This is a genomic window from Planktothrix agardhii (assembly GCF_904830935.1).
Classification (GTDB): Bacteria; Cyanobacteriota; Cyanobacteriia; order Cyanobacteriales; family Microcoleaceae; genus Planktothrix; species Planktothrix agardhii.
The window spans coordinates 4,104,906-4,124,445 of record NZ_LR882952.1; the positions used below are offsets into that span (position 1 = coordinate 4,104,906).

The window sequence follows — 19,540 nt, forward strand, 5'->3', positions numbered from 1 at the left end:
TAACTGAGATGAATCTGTAATCAAGACTGAAGTTATCATGCTAAGGTAATGGTGTCAAGTTGATCAAGAATATTGCTATCTACATCTATATCAAATTTTCGCGCAAAATGGCATGATGAGGCAAGAAGATGGGGCAAATCTTCCATAACCATTGTTTTGGGATGAGCCCCTTGTGTTGACCAGTCTACATAGCGGTAATCATCGTTTTTTAGATTAAGGTGTGGTGCATTAGCCAGGATAGTTTGAAAATATGATTCATCTACAAACATTCGATGATAATAGTGTGATGCTAAGGCATTTTTTTGATTGTGAAACTCAATAATATATTCTGCCGCTCGTTGATTTGCACAAAACCATAGACCTCCAGCAAAGCAGCGAAATTTATTAGAAAATGGCAGAAAGGGTTTAGTTAATAATGGATGTTCCAGACGAATTGTGAAATTTTTGAAGAAGGGAACTGAAAATAATTCGTAACTACAATATCGCTGATAGGCTAGTATTTGCCAGATAACGCTCATTTTGACATTTTGTTTATAAACTTTATATATAATTTCTTCATGGTGTATATAAGCATCATATTCAGTTGAATTGAAATCGTCTAATATCTGTTTAGCAGTTTTGATGGGATAGTCTGCTCCACTGAGTAGTATAAACCAATCTGGCGGATTTACAGACTCATATATTAGTTTAATGGCTTTAATTATAGCTTCTACTGCGGAAAATTCACCCCATGCAGTTTTTACATGAGGACGGACAAAGGAGACGTTTTTCGGTAGGGTATCCACAGACAAATCACATTTAGAAAAATCATGATGACAGACAATGGTTGGATAATTGAACATTCTGTTTAAATGAGCTATTAGTCTGTAAATTTGCTCTGGGTTTCTGTGGGTAAGTAAAATAAAACCTATGGATAATGACATTCTGCTCCTAATTTTTTTATGAGAACAACAACTAACAGCACAGGATATTCAAGATTTTTATCCAAAATAGACGAATCCATGTTAACATAATGGAAGCTTTAATCAAAGCTTGTCGCCAAAATTGTCATAAAATTACCGATTTAGGTTTTTTGTATACAATTAAGCAATTATTTGTGATCTAATGATCCCATGAATTAATGAATTTTGATAATCATCAGTTAAATCTTAATTGGGCTTGGCGGATTGGGGAAGAAGGATTCCTAAAAATTGTTGACTTGATCAATGAGAAAGTTAATTTGCCAAATTATATTTTAGAATTTGGTAGCGGTGCAAGTTCCGTCCGTCTAGTTTTAAGTTTTCCTCAAACCAAAATAATCTCAATAGATGCAGATTTAGACTGTTATCATCAAACTCAAGAGCTTGCTAAAGAATTTCTTCAACCAGAATCCCTCTTTGAGTTACAATATCAGCCTTTGAGTTTTCAAGAATATGGTTTGGGTACGATTTTTGCTTATACTCAAGATAATTCCTTAAACAACCTTAGTTTTGACTGCGTAATTATAGATGGGCCACCATTCTATACCTTAAGAGGAAGAGAAGCCTGTTTATATCAAGTCTATAACCAACTCCGTATTGGTGGTATTGTTATTTTGGATGATTTCAATCGAGAAAGTGAAAAGATTATTTTAAAAAATTGGTTGTCAGTATATCCCGATAGTTTTGATATAGAAATTATTGAATCAGGACATCACCTGGCTATTCTTCAGAAAAAACAGTCAGTAGAACCTGATTTCCTTAATGAATATAGACACAATGATGCCATGGAGATTAACCAAAAATACAGGAAACTTCGGGCTGCATTCTTAAACCTAAAAGATGCCGATTTTATTAAAATACTTGAATCTTTACCCAGCAATGTAATTATCCCGGCACTCAAAGATAAAGATGACTTGGATAATTTTCTTAAACTAATATTGACAATTCAAACAACATATCAAAGTGCTTCTGATCAAGTTAATTTTATTTATGAGTCTCAATCAAATTTGACGGCTGAAGAAATTTTTCAGCAACAAACTGAAATTTTCTGTTCTTGTTTAGACTTGTTAAATTTAACCCAATCAAACCTATAATTTTCCTCTCTCCAAGAATCACGGAGGAGAGTTAAATATACTTTTAACCTAGGAAAAAATGCAGTATTCCGATGACATTTGGCTAAATTAGTTTATTTACTACTTGCTTAATTCGGAAAGTGACAAAAGCTGAATCAATTTAATTCCTCCATAATCAAGGATGAATTTGTTTGAGAATCACCCGCAAGCGATCATAATCATCTTTTAATAAAATGCTCAGGGTTCGTCCCGCTTCAATTAACCAAGCTCGATCTAATGTTTTGAACTTATAAACTTCTCGAATTGCCGCAGCCACCAAAGAATCCACCGGAGCATTACCCACATCTAATAAAGTTCTTAAAAAATCTAATTCCTGACTAAAACTAACAATCTCATCCGGTTCACACTCATACACCGCTTGATGAATTTGAGGAGGACGGGGCGGAATATATTGATAAATCTTGCCCCGTTGCGGTTGAGAATTATTTCCCTCACCCACCAACTCAAACCCCACAATTGCCACCCGAAATTCCGTTTTTAACATCGCAAAAATTTGCGGTTGCTGTTCTCGCAATTCCTCTAAACTTAATCCTAGTGCCCTCGCCCGATGTACAGAATCAATCGGGCTAGTTGTGGCATGATAAACTACCCCATAAACTTTATTTCCCGACTCCTCATCCCTAGATTTAACCCAACTTCCAAACGCAGGCATCACCGGAAAACTTAAATCTTCCGGTTCCAAACATTGGGCTAAATATTCCGTTGTCGCCGTTTCAATTACCTCACCAATATGTTGTTGAGAACGGGCAGAAGTTGAAAATGCAGGAAAGGGAAGACGCATAAATCAGTTATCAGTTATCAGTTATCAGTTATCAGTTATCAGTGTAGAGACGCGCCATGGCACGTCTCTACTATCATTATTATTTTTTGCCTTTGCGTCCAGCAGTGGTATCAATAGCTTCTAGTTCAGAACGTCTGAAAGTAACCAGTTTATCCCAGTTTCCTCCTTCAAACAGAACAGCGACCTTCCCGTCACTGACTCGTTGAACTAGACCTTGGAAACCGTAATAAGTATCAATAGGGTTCGTGACTCGCACGGCGGAACCTGGCAAAATCATAATATTTTAAGGCTTAGGTGAACTCAATCTTAGTTTACCGCCCTAACCGTGGATTGTTAAGGGGGGTGGAATTATAGTCTTTCCGCAAAAGCCAAAAATTCCAATAGGAGAACGTTTGAGTCCCTCTGGAAAAAAAACTTTCCCAAAACCCTTGCGTAAATCAAAATAAAATGTTTAGATATAGAAATGTGAAAATTCAAAAGCGAATCAACACATAACCCAATCCGGGGGCGTGGCGGAATGGTAGACGCTACGGACTTAAAGATAAATTGAGCCTTGAGGCGAGAAATCTCTCAAGTGTAAGCTGTCAAATTCAGGGAAACCTAAATCTGTAAATTCAGACAAGGCAATCCTGAGCCAAGCCTAGGGGTATTAGAAATGAGGGAGTTTCCCCAATCTAAGATCAATACCTAGGAAGGTGCAGAGACTCGACGGGAGCTACCCTAACGTTAAGCCGAGGGTAAAGAGAGAGTCCAATTCTCAAAGCCAATTGGTAGTAGCGAAAGCTACGGGAGAATGAAAATCCGTTGACCCTTATAAGGTCGTGTGGGTTCAAGTCCCACCGCCCCCATACCTAAAAGTTAAATATAGCAGGCAATCAGCAAGAAAAGACTTCACTCTGTGATCTTATGTCCTAGTTTTCGCTTGAGACTGTTATATAAATTATCATTTTATCGGGTGCGTCTTACGCGCCTTTTTCGGTTATAAATTAATATAATAGACCCTAATCCTCTTAACTCTCAAATGAGGTATCAATGGTAAGCTCTAAACACCCTCAATTAAAATCAACAGAAAATTTAAGCCTGTATGAACAAGATTTTTACTTATGGATTGAAAATACGGTAAATCAGTTAAAAACAGGGCAATTATTAGAGGTTGATTTGGGAAATTTAATTGAAGAAATCGAATCTATGGGACGCAGTGAAAAACAAGCACTAGAAAGTGATTTAATTATTGTTTTACTACATCTATTGAAATATAAATATCAACCAGATAAACGTTCCAATAGTTGGTTATCTTCGATTTATGAACATCGTAGAAGACTGAGAAAAGCATTAAAAAGTAGTCCCAGCTTAAAACCTTACTATACAGAAGTGTTTGAGGAATGTTATCAAGATGCTAGACAAGAAGCAGCCTTAGAAACGGGTTTAACTTTAGAAGTATTTCCTGTGGTTTGCCCGTTTACACCAGAAGCTACCCTCGATAGTGAATTTCTACCGAATTAAATTAACAAAATCACTCAATCTAAATGATTTTCTAGTAGAGATATGTTATAGTAAATTGAGTATAGCAATTTTATATTATTATCAACCATAGGAGAAGATCATGACTCAAACTATTACTCAAGCAGAAGCTATTGTCGAGATGATTAACACCTTATCGCTTCAACAACAGGAGGAAGTAATTAATTTTATTGAATTTTTGCATTTTAAAGCCCAAAAACCAGAAATTCAACCTCCAGAAGTAGAACAACAACCGATTTCAGCCTATGAAGCAGCCAAACAGTGGGTAGGATGTGTGGAGAGTGGAATCGGTGATTTATCCTATAATAAAACCTATCTGGAGGGTGTTTCAGCAAAATGAAGCCATTAATTATTTTAGATACCAGTCCTTTAGTTGCTGTAATTGATAAAAGCGATCGCTTTCACGGTTGGTCGGTACAGATTTGGAAAACCCTAGTTCCTCCATTATTCACTTGTGAAGCGGTTATTTCTGAAGCGTGTTTTTTGCTTCATAGAACCTATGGAGGAGAGGAAGCTGTTATTGCTTTATTGAAATCGGGAGTGATTAAAATACCCTTTCATTTAACAGAAGAAATTGAAGCTATTGGAAATTTAATGCAGCGTTATCAGAATATACCGATGTCTTTAGCCGATGCTTGTTTAGTCAGAATGAGTGAATTAATTCCAGGGAGTTGTATATTAACCTTAGATAGTGATTTTAGAATTTATCGCAAAAATCAGCAGGAAATAATTGATTTAATAATTGCTGATGAAATATAAATAATATGGAAAAATTTTTACAAAAATATCAACAATTTGGGATTAATTTAGGTTTAGAACGGATTAAAAACCTACTAAAACGCTTAGGAAATCCTCACCTAAATGTTCCTATAATTCATGTAGCTGGAACTAATGGTAAAGGTTCGGTTTGTGCTTACCTATCTTCTATTTTATCACAAGCAGGTTATCGAGTTGGACGCTATATTTCCCCCCATTTAGTCGATTGGACAGAACGTTTATCAATTAATCAACAACCAATTTCACAATCGGATTTTTTAGAAGTTTTACAACAGGTAGAAAATGCCATTCTCCCCGATGAATTTCCCCCAACTTTATTTGAAGTAGTAACAGTTGCAGCTTGGTTATATTTTGCTCAACAAAAAGTAGATATAGCAGTCATGGAAGTGGGGTTAGGGGGACGTTTAGACGCCACTAATGTTTGTGATTATCCCTTGGTTAGTGTGATTACTTCCATTGGTTTAGACCATCAAGAATACCTGGGGTCAACAATAGCAGAAATTGCCTTTGAAAAGGCGGGAATTATTAAACCTAACTGTCCCGTGGTTGTCGGTATTTTACCCCCAGATGCTCAACAAGTTATTCAACAACGGGCAACGGAATTAAACGCCCCAGTAACGTGGGTTAAACCTGCGGTTTGGGTCAAACAAAATGGTATACAGCAAACAGCTAATTATCAAGGGTTAGAATACCCTTTACCCCTATTAGGAAATATACAATTAATTAATTCGGCGATCGCGATCGCTACTATCCAAATTCTACATCAACAAGGATGGAAAATTTCCGAAAATGCCCTAATTCAAGGCATAGAAAAAGCCCAATGGCCAGGACGCTTGCAATGGATTACCTGGAAACAGCATCGCCTATTAATTGATGGCGCCCATAACCCCGCCGCCGCCGTTGCTTTACGTGAATATGTGGATAGTTTAGAGGTTTCATCTATTAGTTGGGTGATGGGAATGTTATCGACAAAAGATCACACTAATATTTTTAAAGCCCTATTAAGACCCAGTGATCAATTATATTTAGTTCCTATTCCTAATCACCCTTATGCAGACCCCCAACAGTTAGCAACCCTAGCTAAAAGTTTATGTCCCGATTTAAAGAATTGTCAAACCTATCCCACATTAATTCCCGCGTTAGACGCTGCTATTAAAAATGAAAATACCTTACCAGTTATTTGTGGATCATTGTATTTATTAGGTTATTTTTTTGAACTTCTGCAAAAAACTTGAATCCCGTTATAACCCCTTTGTGCCTCCGTGTCTTTGTGGTTAAATAGAGTTAAATATAGAGAGTTAAATATAGAGAGACGAGCCATGGCACGTCTCTACGGACTATTACCGACACATAATCAAAGTATTGGCCGAGATATATCCCTCCTCGGGTTCACTAATTCCCACCCAATCGCGTTTTTCCCCATTCGGATCAGGAATTAACCTATAATTCTGCATCAGTCTAACTCGCGCTCCTGGAGCCAAACTCCCAACCCGGTCAGAAAATCGAGAGGGTTTTTCCCTGACCACAACCCCATTGGGGGCGGCGGCAAAATCGATTTGACGACATAAACTAACGGGTTGTGTTGTTGGAGGTTCGGGTTTTTGTACTTGACCCGAACAGTCTTGCAAATTCCCACTTCTATCAGGAAAACCATTAGAAATATAACCCTTAATTGGGGCGGAAATTTCTACCCAAGTCCGACCATCCGGGCCACGAGTCCCGCCGGAATTATTAGCTAAAGTCACTTCCGTTTTAAATCCCACACCCCCAACCACCGGAGAAGTGGGAGTCGGTCGAGAATGAACCGCTAACCCCTGTTGTTCCCCAATAATTCGGCACAAACTAGAACGGTTTTGAGCTATTTTTGTTTCAGAATTCGGGGTTGTTGGTTTAGTTTGTATCGTTGCTAAAGTGGGTAATTGACTCCCCATAACCGCTAATACAACTAATGCTAAAACCCGAAAATACTTACTCCTCAATCCCAAATTATTCATTAATTTCACTCCTCATTAACCACACTCAATTTTAACAATTAGAACTGACGTAAAAAGCGTAAATCACTGGCATAAACCCGCCGAATATCATCAATTTGATGTAAAACCATGGCAAACCGTTCTACACCAAAACCCGCCGCAAATCCTGTGTATTTTTCCGGGTCATAGCCAGCCGCTTTTAACACATTCGGATCAACCATGCCACATCCTAACACTTCTAGCCATTTTCCCTGCCATTGTAAATCCACTTCGGCCGAGGGTTCAGTAAAGGGGAAATAACTGGCCCGAAACCGCACGGGTAAATCCCCGAACATTTGGCGCAAAAACTCTTTAATTGTGCCTTTTAAATCGGTAAATTGTAGGCCTTCTTCAATGGCTAAAAGTTCAATTTGATGGAACACCGCCGCATGGGTAGCATCCACCGTATCCCGACGATAAACCCGACCCGGGGCGACAATGCGGATGGGGGGTTGGTGTTCTTCCATGTAGCGAATTTGCACCGAGGAGGTATGGGTTCTTAATAAGTTACCATCGGGTAAATAAAAAGTATCCTGCATATCCCGGGCTGGATGGTCGGGGGGAGTATTTAGGGCTTCAAAATTATAATAGTCCGTTTCCATTTCCGGGCCAGAAGCCACGGTATATCCTAACCCAACAAATATATCCAAAGCCCGATCAATAATGCCATTTAGGGGATGAATTCGGCCCTGGGAATGATAGACACCCGGCATGGTGACATCTAGGGTTTCCGACTGAAGTTGGGCTTTGAGTTGGGCGCGTTGGAGGGCGGTGCGTTTATCCTCTAAACCTGTTTCTAAGGCTTTTTTGACATCATTAGCTAAAGCTCCAATGCGGGGCCGTTCACTGGGGTCTAGTTTTCCCATTCCCCCTAAAACGACGGAAACTTTGCCTTTTTTGCCTAAGTAGTTAATTCGCAACTGTTCTAATTCATCTAGGGTTTGAGAAGTTGCGATCGCCGTTGTTCCTGCGGCGCGTAAGTCTTCCAGTTGAGTTTCTAATTCACTAAGTTGAGTTGCCATATTAGGATTAATAGACGATTGAAATTAGGTAGGGAGAAATTGTCCTGCCTTTGCTGAGTGTAGCTTAATTTGTTCCCCTTTACAGATCAGCTTTTTGCTAAAAATAAAAAATCTTTATTTATGTCCGAAACTGGATAATTGAATTGATTTCAAAATGGGTTATCGTAGAGTATCAAAAGCCGATTAATTGCTTCTATTTAACACATCTTTAGGGAAAAATGCTATAATACTAAAAATCTTCTATCCAAAATCTCATTACTAATGAAAAACCAGGAAAATCCATTCACCGAACTCCCAGTATAAAAAATATTTCCATTCATTCTCAATTCTAATTATCCTGAAAGTAAATTTTCTCTCTCTTAATCAATTTAACTCAATGAAACTATTAATTAGTAATGATGATGGGGTTTTTGCCCAAGGAATTCGCAGTTTAGCCAATGGTTTAGCCCAAGTCGGACATGAAGTAACTGTGGTTTGTCCCGATCAAGAACGTTCGGCAACGGGTCATGGTTTAACCTTACACCATCCCATTCGCGTTGAACAGGTAGAGGATATTTTTGCCCCCTCCGTAACCGCTTGGGCCTGTTCAGGAACCCCCGCCGACTCTGTAAAAGTGGGACTATTTGGGGTGATGGAAACCCCGCCGGATTTGGTTTTAGCCGGAATTAATCATGGGCCGAATGTGGCCACGGATATTCTGTACTCCGGTACGGTTTCAGCAGCCATGGAAGGGTTAATTCAAGGAATTCCCAGTATTGCTTTTAGTTTGGGGAGTTATTCTTCACGGGAGTTTCAAGGCGCGGTGGAATTTGCCCAACGGTTAATTCACACCTTAGAAAAACAGCCCCTACCCGAAGCGATGTTACTAAATGTTAATGTTCCCAGTGTCCCCCCCCAGGACATTCAGGGGGTGAAGATTACCCGTCAAGGAATTCGTCGTTATGTTGATATTTTGGAAAAACGTATCGACCCTAGGGGAAAAACCTATTATTGGTTAACTGGAGAATTAATGGAAGATGTAGAACTATTAAACGAACCCTCAGACTTGGATGAATGGATGACGGATGTTCATGCTTTACGTCAAAATCTGATCACCATCACCCCCCTACAATATAACCTTACCCATATTACAGAATTACAAAAGTTACAAACTTGGTCGCAGATGTTAAGTATTCACAATTAAAGTCCCCCTTGCTAACAAGGAGGATGGGAAGATTTCTAGTTTCGGCTGGTAATTAGAGATTGGGTGCTGAAGCTGACATCCCAAGGCAACCGAATCCTTAGAAGTCAGCCATTCAACACCTGAATTCTACTTTTTGGGTGAGAGCAACATCATCATGCTGCGTCCTTCTTGTTTGGGTTCCTGTTGCACCTCAGCCAATTCTTGTAACTCAGAGGCCATACGTTCCAGGAGGCTTTTGGCGAGGTGGCTGTGTTGAATTTCCCGACCACGGAACATAATGGTGGCTTTAACTTTATCCCCTGATTGCAGGAAGCGTTTGGCTTGATTGACGCGCACTTTGTAATCGTGCTCGTCAATGATGTAGCGCATTTTGACTTCCTTGACATCAACGGTGTGTTGTTTTTTCTTGGCTTCTCGAACTTTCTTTTCCTGTTCGTACTTGTATTTGCCATAGTCCATAATCCGACACACCGGGGGGTCGGCTTTGTCGCTAACCAATACCAAGTCGAGTTCCTTTTCCTCCGCCATGCGCGAGGCTTCCCGGGGGGTGAGAATCCCTAATTGAGAGCCATCTGCATCTATGACCCGGATTTTAGGAAACCGGATATTTTCGTTAATTGGAGGCAAATTGCGATTGATTTTTTTATCGGTCACAGGCATTAAAGAAGTTTGCAAGCGATTCAATATGATGGTGATATGGTTCTACAGTTTCCTATTGTACTCATTCCCATCGATATTCTGTTCCAAATTTAACCTAAATTCCATAAACGTTAAGATTATCAATATAAAGTTATGTTGTGATCGGAGGATATTTGATTAGTTCCGCAAGCTGGCAAGACCAAGTAGGTGATCAACGGGATTGGATTTGGCGGGGTTGGCGGATTCGTTACGCCTATAGTCGGCCCGGTTTGTCCCTATCTTCTAGTCCCAGTTACCCGATGTTATTTTTACATGGATTTGGGGCTTCTATTGGACATTGGCGATACAATTTGGCTGTGTTGAGTCAAACGAGTATGGTTTATGCTTTGGATTTATTGGGTTTTGGCGGTTCGGAAAAAGCGATCGCCCCCTACAATATTCAATTATGGGTAGATTTAGTCTATGATTTTTGGAAAACGTTTATCCGAGAACCTGTAATTTTAGTCGGCAATTCTATCGGGTCTTTGGTTAGTTTAATGGTGGCATCCCAAAACCCTAAATTAGCAAAGGGATTAGTTTTAATTAGTCTTCCTGACCCCGGATTACAATTAGAAATTTTACCGCCTTGGTCAATTCCTGTGGTAGAAACTGTGCAAAATATTGTGGCTTCTCCTCCAGTTTTAAGGCTATTTTTTGCCTTAGCTCGTCGTCCGAGTTTTATCCGGCGTTGGGTACAGTTAGCCTATAATAATCCCGATGCGATTACCGATGAATTAGTTGATATTTTAGTAACTCCGGCTCTGGAAAGAGGTGCAGCCCGGGCTTTTTGTTCGATTATTAAAATGATGGGAAATCCTCGTCTGGGCCCAACAGTTAAAAGTCTATTTCCCCAATTAACGGCTCCTATTTTGTTACTTTGTGGCTTACAAGATCGTTTAATTCCAGTTAAATTTGCTAACCCTCGTCAATATTTACAATATTACTCTCAATTAAAATTAGTGGAATTGGAAAATGCCGGACATTGCGCCCATGATGAATGTCCAGACAGGGTAAATAGGGAAATTGTAAACTGGATGATTGAAAATTTCGATGACTAAGCTACTATAGCAATCCTATTTGAGTTGTGTTTAAAATCCCTGATCAAAAGGGAACACCGGAACAGCCCCCCCAAACCCCCCGTGCACGGGGGGCTAGGGGGGGAGGGATCTGGGGTAATACTTCTGGCCGTTTCATATCAGTATTGAAATGTTACAACCTATTTAGGATTGCTATATAGTCGATTAGATCAAGGTGACTCCACCCTCAACAGGTAAAATCACCCCGGTCATATAGGGATTAGTCATCAAACTTAATACCGCCTGCGCTAGTGCCTCTGGTTGCCCCAGATGGGCCACAGGTAAGGCTGCGATCGCCCACTTACTGAGGTCTGAACGTTCAGACTCGCTTTGACTGCTCCAGATGCTAGTATCCTCTATCAGTCCAGGAGCAATCACATTGACCCGAATTGGTGCGATTTCTAATGCCAGCGATCGGCCAAATGCGGCCACGGCACTATTGGCAGCGGCGATCACGGAAATCCCTCCCAGTTTTGAAGATTTAAACATAGAAACACTGGAGGTTAGGGTAATGGAGCCATCGGTGGCTATGGTTTTCAACCCGGCACGCACAGCAAAAAACGTTCCCCAGAACTTGTCCATGGCACCTTGAGCCGTTTCTGTGGTCATTTCTGCTAATAGCGATCGGGGCATATTTCTGTCTCCGATAGCAGTTACGACTAAATGATCAAAGTTTCCCACTTCCTCAAAAAAAGTATTAACTGAATCTTCATCCAAAATGTTAACAGTTTTAGCTTCAATCTCGACCGAAATTAATCCGATCGCCTGATTTAATTTTTCTGGAGATGGGTGAGAAAGTACAACTTTTGCCCCCAATTCTAATATCTTATTGGCGATCGCCAGGTCAACTCCCGAATTCATGCCAATAATAACTACCTTTTTTCCTGATAGCGACTCAAACATTATTTTCTCCCTGGTATCACAATATAAAACTACTTTAACTTAATATTTAAACAAAAATAGGGAGTAGTTTTTAGTTATTGAATAACTGCTACTCCCTTAATTTTCGATCAAGATGGCTCTGGTCTACTTAACTATCTTCCCAATCGGAAGGCCACTTCAAAGTCCAGATCGTGGGGATATCGGTAGAAGTAGAATCACCAGTTTCTGTGTCTTGCTCTGACAAGAAACGAGCAAAGAAGGGGACTGCTGATCCGGTCGATACTTTGATATTTTTAGACATAGTAGTTTACTTTTCAGAAAGCTAATTGTTGGGATTCTATCACGAATCAATCAGGATATGTCAAGGGAAATCCAGAACAAATGATTAACTTTTATTAAAAAAGTATCCTGAATCACTAAGATGGTTTCTGGTTTCTAGGAGTAAGCAGAATTTCAGCGATCGCCTGGGAAATAGGGAAATAGGGAGCAAATAATTCCAACCAGAAAAACTCGCCAACGGGATTGATTTCTAGGAAAACGTGCCGACCATCGGGGGTGACAATAATATCAATAGCTCCATAGTTTAAGCCAAAATAAGCCGTCAGTTGCAGTAGTTTTTTCTCGATATCTTCGGGTAAATTATAGGCTTGCCATTTTTCATGTAAAGCCCTTCCTTCTTTTCGCCAATCATAGGTAGCTCCGTCTAATTGTTGAGAGTTAATGGCGGCAGTAAATACCTGTTTTCCGACAATAATTGTCCTTAATTCTAGGGCTTTAGGGACATTTTCTTGAAAAGTCATCGGACAAAAACTTAGCCCTTCCAAATTGTCTAAATCATCATCGGTTACAGGACTGGTAAACACAACATTTTCTTCTTTATTTTCACCATAAATTGCAAATTGAGAGAGCATTTTAGTAACAATTCCTTGCTCTTTACATTCCTGGGCAAATTGTTTGACAGCTTCGGGATTATTTGAGGTCAAAGTCCGGGGAATTAATAAACCTAATTGTCGGGCAATTTGTAATTGCAGTTGCTTATTATTAGCCCGATCAACGTTAATCATCGGATCAAAATGGAAACCTGGTAGACTAGCAATTAATCCTCGGACGGTAAGGCGACATTCTTTTAAAGACGCTTCCCGAAATTGCTGATCCATACTATCAGGAAGTTTAGCACCATATCTCATGCGCCGATACCAAACCGAGGAGACTTCACTTAAGTCTAATTTATGTTCTCCATCGGTAACTATTCCCCCCTCAAAATCACCCGAATAAATATCGAGTTTTACTTGCGTAGGAAAGCGATCAGTATCAAAACGAAAGGCTTTTTTACCCTTGGCTTCAATAGCTTTAATAACCAGAGGAATACTTTCATTATCGTTGCTGAAAGTAAAAATTAAAACCGTCATAAATTTCCTGAATAATAATGGTTAAATAGTAAATTTTAGGGAATCAAGGTATCGGCGATCGCTTGAGAAATCGGCAAATCCAAATCCCTTTCCAGCATTCCCCATTCGCCACCAGGATTAACTTCTAAAAAGACATAATCTCCCGACGGCGTGAGGATAAAATCAAAAGCTCCAAATAACAGCCCCAATTCACCCATAAAAGTTTGAAGACGACGGATCAATTCTTCGGGAAGTTGATGATTTTGCCAAGCACCCACCTCCATACCAGGAGCGCGCCAATCCACTGTAGAATCTTCATAAACAGAAGCATTTAACGCCCCCACAAATACCTGACCATTCACATAAATAACTCGCAATTCCTGTTGCTTAGAAATTTGTTCTTGGAAAACCATTGGACAATAACGTAATGACTCCGCATCTTGTAAATCTTCCTCTTTAACCAGGCTAGTATAAAGAAAAAAAGAAGTGCTTTCCATACTACGAGAAAGAGTAGTTAATAGCTTACTCACCATTTTGCCGTTAACTTGTTGAAAAAATTCCCGTGCGGCTTCGGCTTTATTTGTGATCAATGTTTGCGGAATAGTAAATCCTACTTCTGAGGCTAATCTTAATTGCAGTAGTTTATTACTCGCCGCCTCAATTCGTACTAAATGATCAACCCAATTAGCTTCTCTCAGACTGTCCCAAAGGCCGTTTAAAGTTGCCTTTGATTCCTTAGCACAAGCCTGTTGATATTGGGGGTCTAATTCCTGAAAATCAGGCTCCCAGATCCGTCGTAGCCAAACCGCTTGCACCTGTTTTGTGCTAATAGAATGACCATTATATTCCAGTTGATGATCGATTTTTGATTTGCCAAAATTGGCAGTTAATTGGACATTGAGAGGAAATTGATCCGTATCAAAACGAAAGGGTTGCACGCCTTTTTTTAATAGGGCTTCTATGACTCGATCAATGGTGAAAAAATCCCCACTATGAGTAATCAATAAAACAACATCACGAGACAAAGACATAGAACTATTTTCTCCATAGTTTCGATTTTGAATTTTGCTTAAAGCATAGCTTTAAAAGGGGAATTTTGAAACTAAGAAGAACGCGATAATTCCCAAACTAATACTTGACCATTGGATCGGGTTTCTGTGTGCTGCATTCCGATTTTTTCTAGCAATCTTTTGGAACCGATATTATCAGCATAGCAGCCGGCTGTCACTTTTTCCACAGAAGGTTGAGAGAATGCCCAGTCTAACACTGCTTTTGTCGCTTCAGATCCGTATCCCTGTCGTCGATAGGAGGGAGCGATTTGATAGCCAATTTCCAGTGCTCCTGTGGGGGAACCTGTGGGATCGGGGATATCTGGAATAATTTTAAGCATAACGTGACCAATTAGGGTATTTTCTGCTTGTTGAATCACTAAATTTCCCCATCCCCATTCTCCTTGTAATGGACTTTGAATCAGTATATTGGCAATTTCTGGCAAGTTATCATAAAATTCTTGATCAATCCAGTCAGATAAAACTGTAACACCTAGAACTTTTCCTAATTCAATATCGCCAATAATTGCTGCTTGTACAATTGGCAATTTAAAAGGCACTAAACGTAATCGTTTGGTAACAAGACCACCCATGTTATATATTAATCCTAATCGAGCGCAAAGAGGGTTGGGAGACCCAACCTATAGGATAAGATATTACAACCTATTGAGACTTATTATCTGGAAATTTAATATTTTTTAAGAAAATTGATCGCCGCGAATTTTTGCTGTTGGTAGTCTTCAACGCTCAAAAATTGCCAACGAGAATTTTCTGCAAGTTCTAGTACCCATTGATGATAATTAAATAGACTTTCACGATGTCCTACACTGATAAAAGTTGTCTGGGTTTGCTGTAATTGTTGATACAAACTTTCTTCATTAATTAAATCTAAAGCACTGGTGGCTTCATCTAATATGGCGAAACTGGGACGGGTAACTAACATTCGGGCAAAGGCTAGTCGCTGTTGTTCTCCTAATGATAAAATATTTTCCCAATTTACTTGTTTATCAAAAACATTAGTTTGAGTTAATAAATGTTGAAGGTTAACTTTTTCTAGGATTTTTTCAAGTTCTTGATCAGTAATTTGATCAGTGGTATGGGGATAAAGGAGTTGGTCACGCAGAGTGCCCAAAATAATATAAGGACGTTGGGGTAAAAATAACATTTCTTCGAGATCAGGACGCACTAAACGCCCGGTTCCTGCATTCCATAAACCTGCGATCGCTCGTAGCAAAGAACTTTTCCCGCGACCACTAGGGCCAACAATTAATAAACCTTTTCCCGATGGAACTGATAGGGATAAATTTTCAACAATTACTTTCTCATAATCTGGGGTTTGTAGAGTAAAATTCTCAAAAGCTAAACGGTTGTCTTCTACTGTTGTAATCCTACCGAGGTTTTTTGGTTCTAGGCTCACTGTTTTTAAGCCATCAGAAAAGGAGGCTAAACGCTCAATATAATTAGATAATTTTGCTGAAGTTCCCCACTCACTTACCAGTTGTCCCAAGGCATTAGAAAAGAGAAAACAGCATAAACTGGCTTGACTAATTTCTCCAAAATCAATTTTATCTTGAATGAACATTGGTGTCAGAATAAACATCGAAAAAACACTAATCGCAGACTGATAGCCACGATTAAAAAGATCCTGAAATCTCTCCCAATTAATTCTTTGTTCAGCATTTTTGATAATATTATTAAATCTGCGTTCGATGATTTTTTCTTCCTGTTCCTCCCCTCGAAAAAAAGCAATGGATTCCGCATGATCTCGGACATGGGTTAGGGCATAATTATATTCAGCCTTAGAGTTAAGTTCCGCCCGATTAATCTTATTTAACTCTTGGGTTAAATACACCGCAATAAAGTTACCAGAAATGGTATAGATAACTAGATAAATAGTAATCTCTTGGGAAATTGTCCAAAGAATAACCAGAAAAGTGATCATTTGCAGACTCTTTTCTAATAAGGTTGTTAAAAACCTCAAGGTTATGGTGGTAATCGGTTCAATTTCTTGGGATAAACGTTGGTCAGGATTTTCTAAACCCGATGTAAAACCAATTTTATAATAGGCGCGATCGCTCAAATATTGTTTTAAGGTGTTATTACTTAGCCACTTATACCAATCAAGAGCAACTTTTTTCCTAACAAATTGAGCCAGGGCGACTAAACAGGTGATCAGCACAATCAAAAAGCTAGACAGCCAGAGAGTCTCAAGATACTTAGAAAGGTCTCTTTGTTCAATCACAATATCTAGGACATGGCGATTCCAGAAGCTGGCAAAAGCATCGACACTCACTAGCAAAATTATGCTTAAAACCATTAGAGCCAACATTCCCCAGGAACAAATCACATCGGAAAATGCCCGTCCATTTAACTCTGTGGGATACCAGTAAGGTTGAGCAATAATTTTAACATCTTGCAAAAATCGAGTCAAAGATGAAAGGGGATTGGTGATAGTTTTGTCAGGGGGAACTTGAGTTTGCATATCCTAAAAAACTGGTAATTATTGACACCGGATAAGTTATAAATTATTTAACTTGACTAACTCTAAATGATTTCTTTGCTGCTACCAATAAATAAGTTATTGCTGAAGAACTTAATAAATTATCTATAGCATTAACATTAGCATTATAGGTTTCTTCGTCCATCTTTTCTGATTGAAATTCTTCTCCCAGCCAAGATTTTAGATGTCGAAAATGTCGGAACCAACATTCCTCCGTCGCCTCCACGAATTGTAACTGTTGAAATCCTAACTGTTGGTAAATATTTTGATATTCGGCAATATCTTTAACCGTATTAGCTTGGGGAACAGTCCAATCACCCAAATATTCTGTTGTGGCAAAACTCATATCCGAGAGAACTAAATTTCCCCCCGGTTTCAGCACCCGCCAAGCTTCTTTTAGAAACTTTTCTCTAGTATTAAAATAGAAAGCTGATTCTACACAAATAATATTATCAAAAAAATTATCCTCAAATTCAATATTGACCGCATCCATTAACAGGAATTTGCAGTCAGGAGCGTTCAAAATACTTCTTTCAATTTGTGTAGGCGAAATATTAATTCCCACAATTGCTGCCGAGGAATAATAATTGAGGAGGTAACTGGTTGTTGCGCCCAAACCGGAGCCAACATCGAGAATATTTCCCTGCTTTTCGGGAATAAATTCTAAAAGTTTTTCCATCAAATTAAAACAAGATTCCTCTTGATTTTGGGTATCTGATTGCCAGTAACCCACATTAAAAAACTCGTTTTGACCATAAATTTCCCGAGTTGAAGGATTGAGAATTAAACTATCAAATTTACTAATCCATTCATTTTTATCCATTTTTAATCTCCAGTTTTGATCTTTGATTGATTTATCTGTAAGGCTTTTTGCCACTCCACAATTATATGATCAGTACGCTACTGCAAATGTCTCCATATTCCTTGACAACGTTCTATAATTAGTCCTTGAAAAACTGACAAAGTTGATGGGTGAATGTCTATCTTGTACAGCGAGAAAATACCTGTAGGACTTTTCAGATTTAACTCCCTGCGGGTAATAGATAATGCTTGCGCTCGATGAAGTTCCACCGCTTGTAGTAAACCGGGATAACTCAAATTACGCAAAGCTAATTGACCATTTTTAGTAATATAAATGGCATCATTTTGAAAAAGATATTCTAAGCTAATCAAACTAGCATGAACATCCGTATCTTTTTCTACCCCACCTAAACGGTGAGCATCTAAACCAAAGCGAATGCAGAAATTAACCGCTACCAATTTCCCAGCTTCTTCAGCAGGTAAAGTGCAAGCGGCAAACTCAAATCCGAGACTATCCGATCGCCATTCTTCTACACCCGCGTATGTATAATTTTGAAAAAGGTTCTGGTTTGCCTTGAAATCAAATCCTAAACCGCTTGCATGGCCGGCTTCATGTACTTGAGTGTCAACGTGGCGATAGCGTTCACTATTGATTTCATCTTCTAAGGGGCCTAATAATAAATTAGCAGTTTCCGGTTCAAAAATTGTTTGGATACATTGGTGGCTGAAACCTAAAAAACGTCGTCGCTGTTCACTGGAATTGTTTAATGCTGGGCCATCAATACTATTAGGAAAAAGCCAGCCATTGGGAACAATGAAGGCTTCACCTTTTTCCCCACTAAGATGACCGCAACTGGCAATTTCGGTAAAGGAAAGGTTTCTAGGAACAGGTTGACCTAAAGTGCCAAATTTTTCCCGACTGAGATTTTCTAATTGTTCAATAGAGGGTTGAGAATTATCATGTATTTTTCCAGAAATCGCACTTAAAGTTACCTGACATTGGCATTGTCGATTAATTTTATAAGGGGCAATAATTAAGAAATAACCATTTTTACCAATAAAATCCATATTGATAAAATCTTCCGCCAAAATACTCCAGTTGTTATTTTCTAAAGCCTCTGCTGTTTTTAGTAGCCATTCGGGGGGAAGTTCACAAGAATTTTTAGCCTGTTGACGCAATTTTTTGGCAGCAATAGTAATTTTATTTTGCTGAATATCTTGAACTACTTGTTTGACTAAATTTTGTTCATCTACGAGGGCTATTGTCATTTTTTATCTGTCCTAAATTTTGATGCAAATTATATTTTGATTAACCGCTAAACCCTTAGCCACTTAGAGACCAGGGAATCTTTGTTATAGCGATAGGTAAAGCCGTCATTGCCAGTAATAGACTTACCAAGGCTGGCTTTACTTCTGATAGTGCCTATTGAGTAGTTGGTCAAGACCTCCATTTCTTTATGGGAAAATCCCTCAAATTTGTCAGTTAATACCGCTATTTCAGGTATGGGCTGAGTCGGGGATTCATTACTAGACAGATTGTCTATGGTGATTTGAGCATTGTCAAGGGGAATATTGATAATTTCTTTAGCTTTTTGCCGATGATAATCCTGTACGGTTAACAGTTACAGGACTTACGCAGGCACACTATATATAGTGTGCAGTAAGCCAGCGAACGCTGCCAATTGTTCAAGTATTTGCGCCAGCAATATAAAATTTAGACACAAAAATTATGCTGATTGACAGATATTTAACAGTCAATATTTATGCTAAACTGATTA

General features: G+C 39.0%; 21 protein-coding genes. 7 read left to right on the forward strand and 14 right to left on the reverse strand.

Going from position 1 to position 19,540, the window contains the following annotated elements; genetic code table 11:
• Positions 1–35: 35 nt before the first annotated feature.
• Complete coding sequence (locus NMG88_RS18935) at positions 36–923, reverse strand: beta-1,6-N-acetylglucosaminyltransferase (protein ID WP_235766062.1); 888 nt, start codon at positions 921–923, stop codon at positions 36–38.
• A 197-nt stretch (positions 924–1,120) separates the two neighbouring features.
• Between NMG88_RS18935 and NMG88_RS18940 the strand changes: the two genes are divergently transcribed.
• Positions 1,121–2,053, forward strand: coding sequence for a class I SAM-dependent methyltransferase (locus NMG88_RS18940; protein WP_254030267.1), 933 nt, complete (start codon positions 1,121–1,123; stop codon positions 2,051–2,053).
• Positions 2,054–2,207: 154 nt separating this feature from the next.
• On the opposite strand, the gene NMG88_RS18945 is transcribed toward NMG88_RS18940, so the two are convergent.
• Both NMG88_RS18945 and NMG88_RS18950 read right to left on the reverse strand, forming a co-directional pair.
• Positions 2,208–2,873 carry an HAS-barrel domain-containing protein gene (locus tag NMG88_RS18945; RefSeq protein WP_042156007.1) on the reverse strand — a complete coding sequence of 222 codons (666 nt, stop codon included), beginning with the start codon at positions 2,871–2,873 and terminating at the stop codon, positions 2,208–2,210.
• Positions 2,874–2,952: 79 nt separating this feature from the next.
• Positions 2,953–3,150, reverse strand: coding sequence for an NAD(P)H dehydrogenase subunit NdhS (locus tag NMG88_RS18950; protein WP_026795595.1), 198 nt, complete (start codon positions 3,148–3,150; stop codon positions 2,953–2,955).
• 755 nt (positions 3,151–3,905) lie between these two features.
• Between NMG88_RS18950 and NMG88_RS18955 the strand changes: the two genes are divergently transcribed.
• The 4 genes from NMG88_RS18955 (at position 3,906) to NMG88_RS18970 (ending at position 6,406) form a co-directional block, all read left to right on the forward strand.
• Positions 3,906–4,376 (forward strand): DUF29 domain-containing protein, encoded by a 471-nt coding sequence (locus NMG88_RS18955; protein ID WP_026795596.1) that lies wholly within the window; start codon positions 3,906–3,908, stop codon positions 4,374–4,376.
• 100 nt (positions 4,377–4,476) lie between these two features.
• Positions 4,477–4,734 (forward strand): hypothetical protein, encoded by a 258-nt coding sequence (locus NMG88_RS18960; protein ID WP_026795597.1) that lies wholly within the window; start codon positions 4,477–4,479, stop codon positions 4,732–4,734.
• Positions 4,731–5,153 carry a type II toxin-antitoxin system VapC family toxin gene (locus tag NMG88_RS18965; RefSeq protein ID WP_235751939.1) on the forward strand — a complete coding sequence of 141 codons (423 nt, stop codon included), beginning with the start codon at positions 4,731–4,733 and terminating at the stop codon, positions 5,151–5,153. The genes NMG88_RS18960 and NMG88_RS18965 overlap by 4 nt, the downstream gene beginning before the upstream one ends.
• A 5-nt stretch (positions 5,154–5,158) precedes the next feature.
• Positions 5,159–6,406 (forward strand): bifunctional folylpolyglutamate synthase/dihydrofolate synthase, encoded by a 1,248-nt coding sequence (locus NMG88_RS18970; RefSeq protein ID WP_214560931.1) that lies wholly within the window; start codon positions 5,159–5,161, stop codon positions 6,404–6,406.
• Between the two features lie 105 nt (positions 6,407–6,511).
• Here the strand turns inward: NMG88_RS18970 and NMG88_RS18975 are convergent, their stop codons facing one another.
• Together NMG88_RS18975 and pheS are read right to left on the reverse strand one after the other, a co-directional pair.
• Positions 6,512–7,165, reverse strand: a complete 654-nt coding sequence (locus NMG88_RS18975) for an SH3 domain-containing protein (RefSeq protein ID WP_042156012.1) — start codon at positions 7,163–7,165, stop codon at positions 6,512–6,514.
• A gap of 38 nt (positions 7,166–7,203) precedes the next feature.
• Positions 7,204–8,205 carry a phenylalanine--tRNA ligase subunit alpha gene (pheS, locus tag NMG88_RS18980; RefSeq protein ID WP_042156013.1) on the reverse strand — a complete coding sequence of 334 codons (1,002 nt, stop codon included), beginning with the start codon at positions 8,203–8,205 and terminating at the stop codon, positions 7,204–7,206.
• A gap of 376 nt (positions 8,206–8,581) precedes the next feature.
• On the opposite strand from pheS, the gene surE reads away from it, so the two are divergent.
• A complete protein-coding gene (gene surE, locus NMG88_RS18985; protein ID WP_254033248.1) occupies positions 8,582–9,388 on the forward strand; it encodes a 5'/3'-nucleotidase SurE in 807 nt (268 codons plus the stop codon).
• 126 nt (positions 9,389–9,514) lie between these two features.
• Here surE and infC read toward each other — a convergent pair whose 3' ends face one another.
• Positions 9,515–10,048 (reverse strand): translation initiation factor IF-3, encoded by a 534-nt coding sequence (infC, locus tag NMG88_RS18990; protein ID WP_026785810.1) that lies wholly within the window; start codon positions 10,046–10,048, stop codon positions 9,515–9,517.
• A gap of 152 nt (positions 10,049–10,200) precedes the next feature.
• Here infC and NMG88_RS18995 point away from each other — a divergent pair, with 152 nt between their 5' ends.
• Positions 10,201–11,124 (forward strand): alpha/beta fold hydrolase, encoded by a 924-nt coding sequence (locus NMG88_RS18995; RefSeq protein WP_081846417.1) that lies wholly within the window; start codon positions 10,201–10,203, stop codon positions 11,122–11,124.
• Between the two features lie 183 nt (positions 11,125–11,307).
• On the opposite strand, the gene NMG88_RS19000 is transcribed toward NMG88_RS18995, so the two are convergent.
• From NMG88_RS19000 to NMG88_RS19030, 8 genes are all read right to left on the reverse strand, one after another.
• Positions 11,308–12,045 carry an SDR family oxidoreductase gene (locus NMG88_RS19000; RefSeq protein ID WP_227364883.1) on the reverse strand — a complete coding sequence of 246 codons (738 nt, stop codon included), beginning with the start codon at positions 12,043–12,045 and terminating at the stop codon, positions 11,308–11,310.
• 127 nt (positions 12,046–12,172) lie between these two features.
• Positions 12,173–12,325 carry a microviridin/marinostatin family tricyclic proteinase inhibitor gene (locus NMG88_RS22745; RefSeq protein ID WP_081692420.1) on the reverse strand — a complete coding sequence of 51 codons (153 nt, stop codon included), beginning with the start codon at positions 12,323–12,325 and terminating at the stop codon, positions 12,173–12,175.
• A 115-nt stretch (positions 12,326–12,440) separates the two neighbouring features.
• Positions 12,441–13,433, reverse strand: a complete 993-nt coding sequence (locus NMG88_RS19005) for an MvdD family ATP-grasp ribosomal peptide maturase (protein ID WP_235751941.1) — start codon at positions 13,431–13,433, stop codon at positions 12,441–12,443.
• 35 nt (positions 13,434–13,468) lie between these two features.
• Entirely contained in the window at positions 13,469–14,443 is a 975-nt protein-coding gene (locus NMG88_RS19010) for an MvdC family ATP-grasp ribosomal peptide maturase (RefSeq protein WP_227398040.1), read from the reverse strand.
• Between the two features lie 71 nt (positions 14,444–14,514).
• Positions 14,515–15,054, reverse strand: coding sequence for a GNAT family N-acetyltransferase (locus NMG88_RS19015; protein WP_254035702.1), 540 nt, complete (start codon positions 15,052–15,054; stop codon positions 14,515–14,517).
• A gap of 95 nt (positions 15,055–15,149) precedes the next feature.
• Positions 15,150–16,943, reverse strand: a complete 1,794-nt coding sequence (locus tag NMG88_RS19020) for an ABC transporter ATP-binding protein/permease (RefSeq protein ID WP_235751942.1) — start codon at positions 16,941–16,943, stop codon at positions 15,150–15,152.
• A 43-nt stretch (positions 16,944–16,986) separates the two neighbouring features.
• Positions 16,987–17,784, reverse strand: coding sequence for a class I SAM-dependent methyltransferase (locus tag NMG88_RS19025; RefSeq protein WP_042156026.1), 798 nt, complete (start codon positions 17,782–17,784; stop codon positions 16,987–16,989).
• A gap of 77 nt (positions 17,785–17,861) precedes the next feature.
• Complete coding sequence (locus tag NMG88_RS19030; RefSeq protein ID WP_227351161.1) at positions 17,862–19,031, reverse strand: DUF6014 family protein; 1,170 nt, start codon at positions 19,029–19,031, stop codon at positions 17,862–17,864.
• Between the last annotated feature and the right edge of the window lie 509 nt (positions 19,032–19,540).

Coding starts and splice junctions, on each gene's coding strand:
- NMG88_RS18935 (WP_235766062.1), bottom strand. CDS start 923: ATGTCATTATCCATAGGTTTTATTTTACTTACCCACAGAAACCCAGAG.
- NMG88_RS18940 (WP_254030267.1), top strand. CDS start 1,121: ATGAATTTTGATAATCATCAGTTAAATCTTAATTGGGCTTGGCGGATT.
- NMG88_RS18945 (WP_042156007.1), bottom strand. CDS start 2,873: ATGCGTCTTCCCTTTCCTGCATTTTCAACTTCTGCCCGTTCTCAACAA.
- NMG88_RS18950 (WP_026795595.1), bottom strand. CDS start 3,150: ATGATTTTGCCAGGTTCCGCCGTGCGAGTCACGAACCCTATTGATACT.
- NMG88_RS18955 (WP_026795596.1), top strand. CDS start 3,906: ATGGTAAGCTCTAAACACCCTCAATTAAAATCAACAGAAAATTTAAGC.
- NMG88_RS18960 (WP_026795597.1), top strand. CDS start 4,477: ATGACTCAAACTATTACTCAAGCAGAAGCTATTGTCGAGATGATTAAC.
- NMG88_RS18965 (WP_235751939.1), top strand. CDS start 4,731: ATGAAGCCATTAATTATTTTAGATACCAGTCCTTTAGTTGCTGTAATT.
- NMG88_RS18970 (WP_214560931.1), top strand. CDS start 5,159: ATGGAAAAATTTTTACAAAAATATCAACAATTTGGGATTAATTTAGGT.
- NMG88_RS18975 (WP_042156012.1), bottom strand. CDS start 7,165: ATGAATAATTTGGGATTGAGGAGTAAGTATTTTCGGGTTTTAGCATTA.
- pheS (WP_042156013.1), bottom strand. CDS start 8,205: ATGGCAACTCAACTTAGTGAATTAGAAACTCAACTGGAAGACTTACGC.
- surE (WP_254033248.1), top strand. CDS start 8,582: ATGAAACTATTAATTAGTAATGATGATGGGGTTTTTGCCCAAGGAATT.
- infC (WP_026785810.1), bottom strand. CDS start 10,048: ATGCCTGTGACCGATAAAAAAATCAATCGCAATTTGCCTCCAATTAAC.
- NMG88_RS19000 (WP_227364883.1), bottom strand. CDS start 12,045: ATGTTTGAGTCGCTATCAGGAAAAAAGGTAGTTATTATTGGCATGAAT.
- NMG88_RS22745 (WP_081692420.1), bottom strand. CDS start 12,325: ATGTCTAAAAATATCAAAGTATCGACCGGATCAGCAGTCCCCTTCTTT.
- NMG88_RS19005 (WP_235751941.1), bottom strand. CDS start 13,433: ATGACGGTTTTAATTTTTACTTTCAGCAACGATAATGAAAGTATTCCT.
- NMG88_RS19010 (WP_227398040.1), bottom strand. CDS start 14,443: ATGTCTTTGTCTCGTGATGTTGTTTTATTGATTACTCATAGTGGGGAT.
- NMG88_RS19015 (WP_254035702.1), bottom strand. CDS start 15,054: ATGGGTGGTCTTGTTACCAAACGATTACGTTTAGTGCCTTTTAAATTG.
- NMG88_RS19020 (WP_235751942.1), bottom strand. CDS start 16,943: ATGCAAACTCAAGTTCCCCCTGACAAAACTATCACCAATCCCCTTTCA.
- NMG88_RS19025 (WP_042156026.1), bottom strand. CDS start 17,784: ATGGATAAAAATGAATGGATTAGTAAATTTGATAGTTTAATTCTCAAT.
- NMG88_RS19030 (WP_227351161.1), bottom strand. CDS start 19,031: ATGACAATAGCCCTCGTAGATGAACAAAATTTAGTCAAACAAGTAGTT.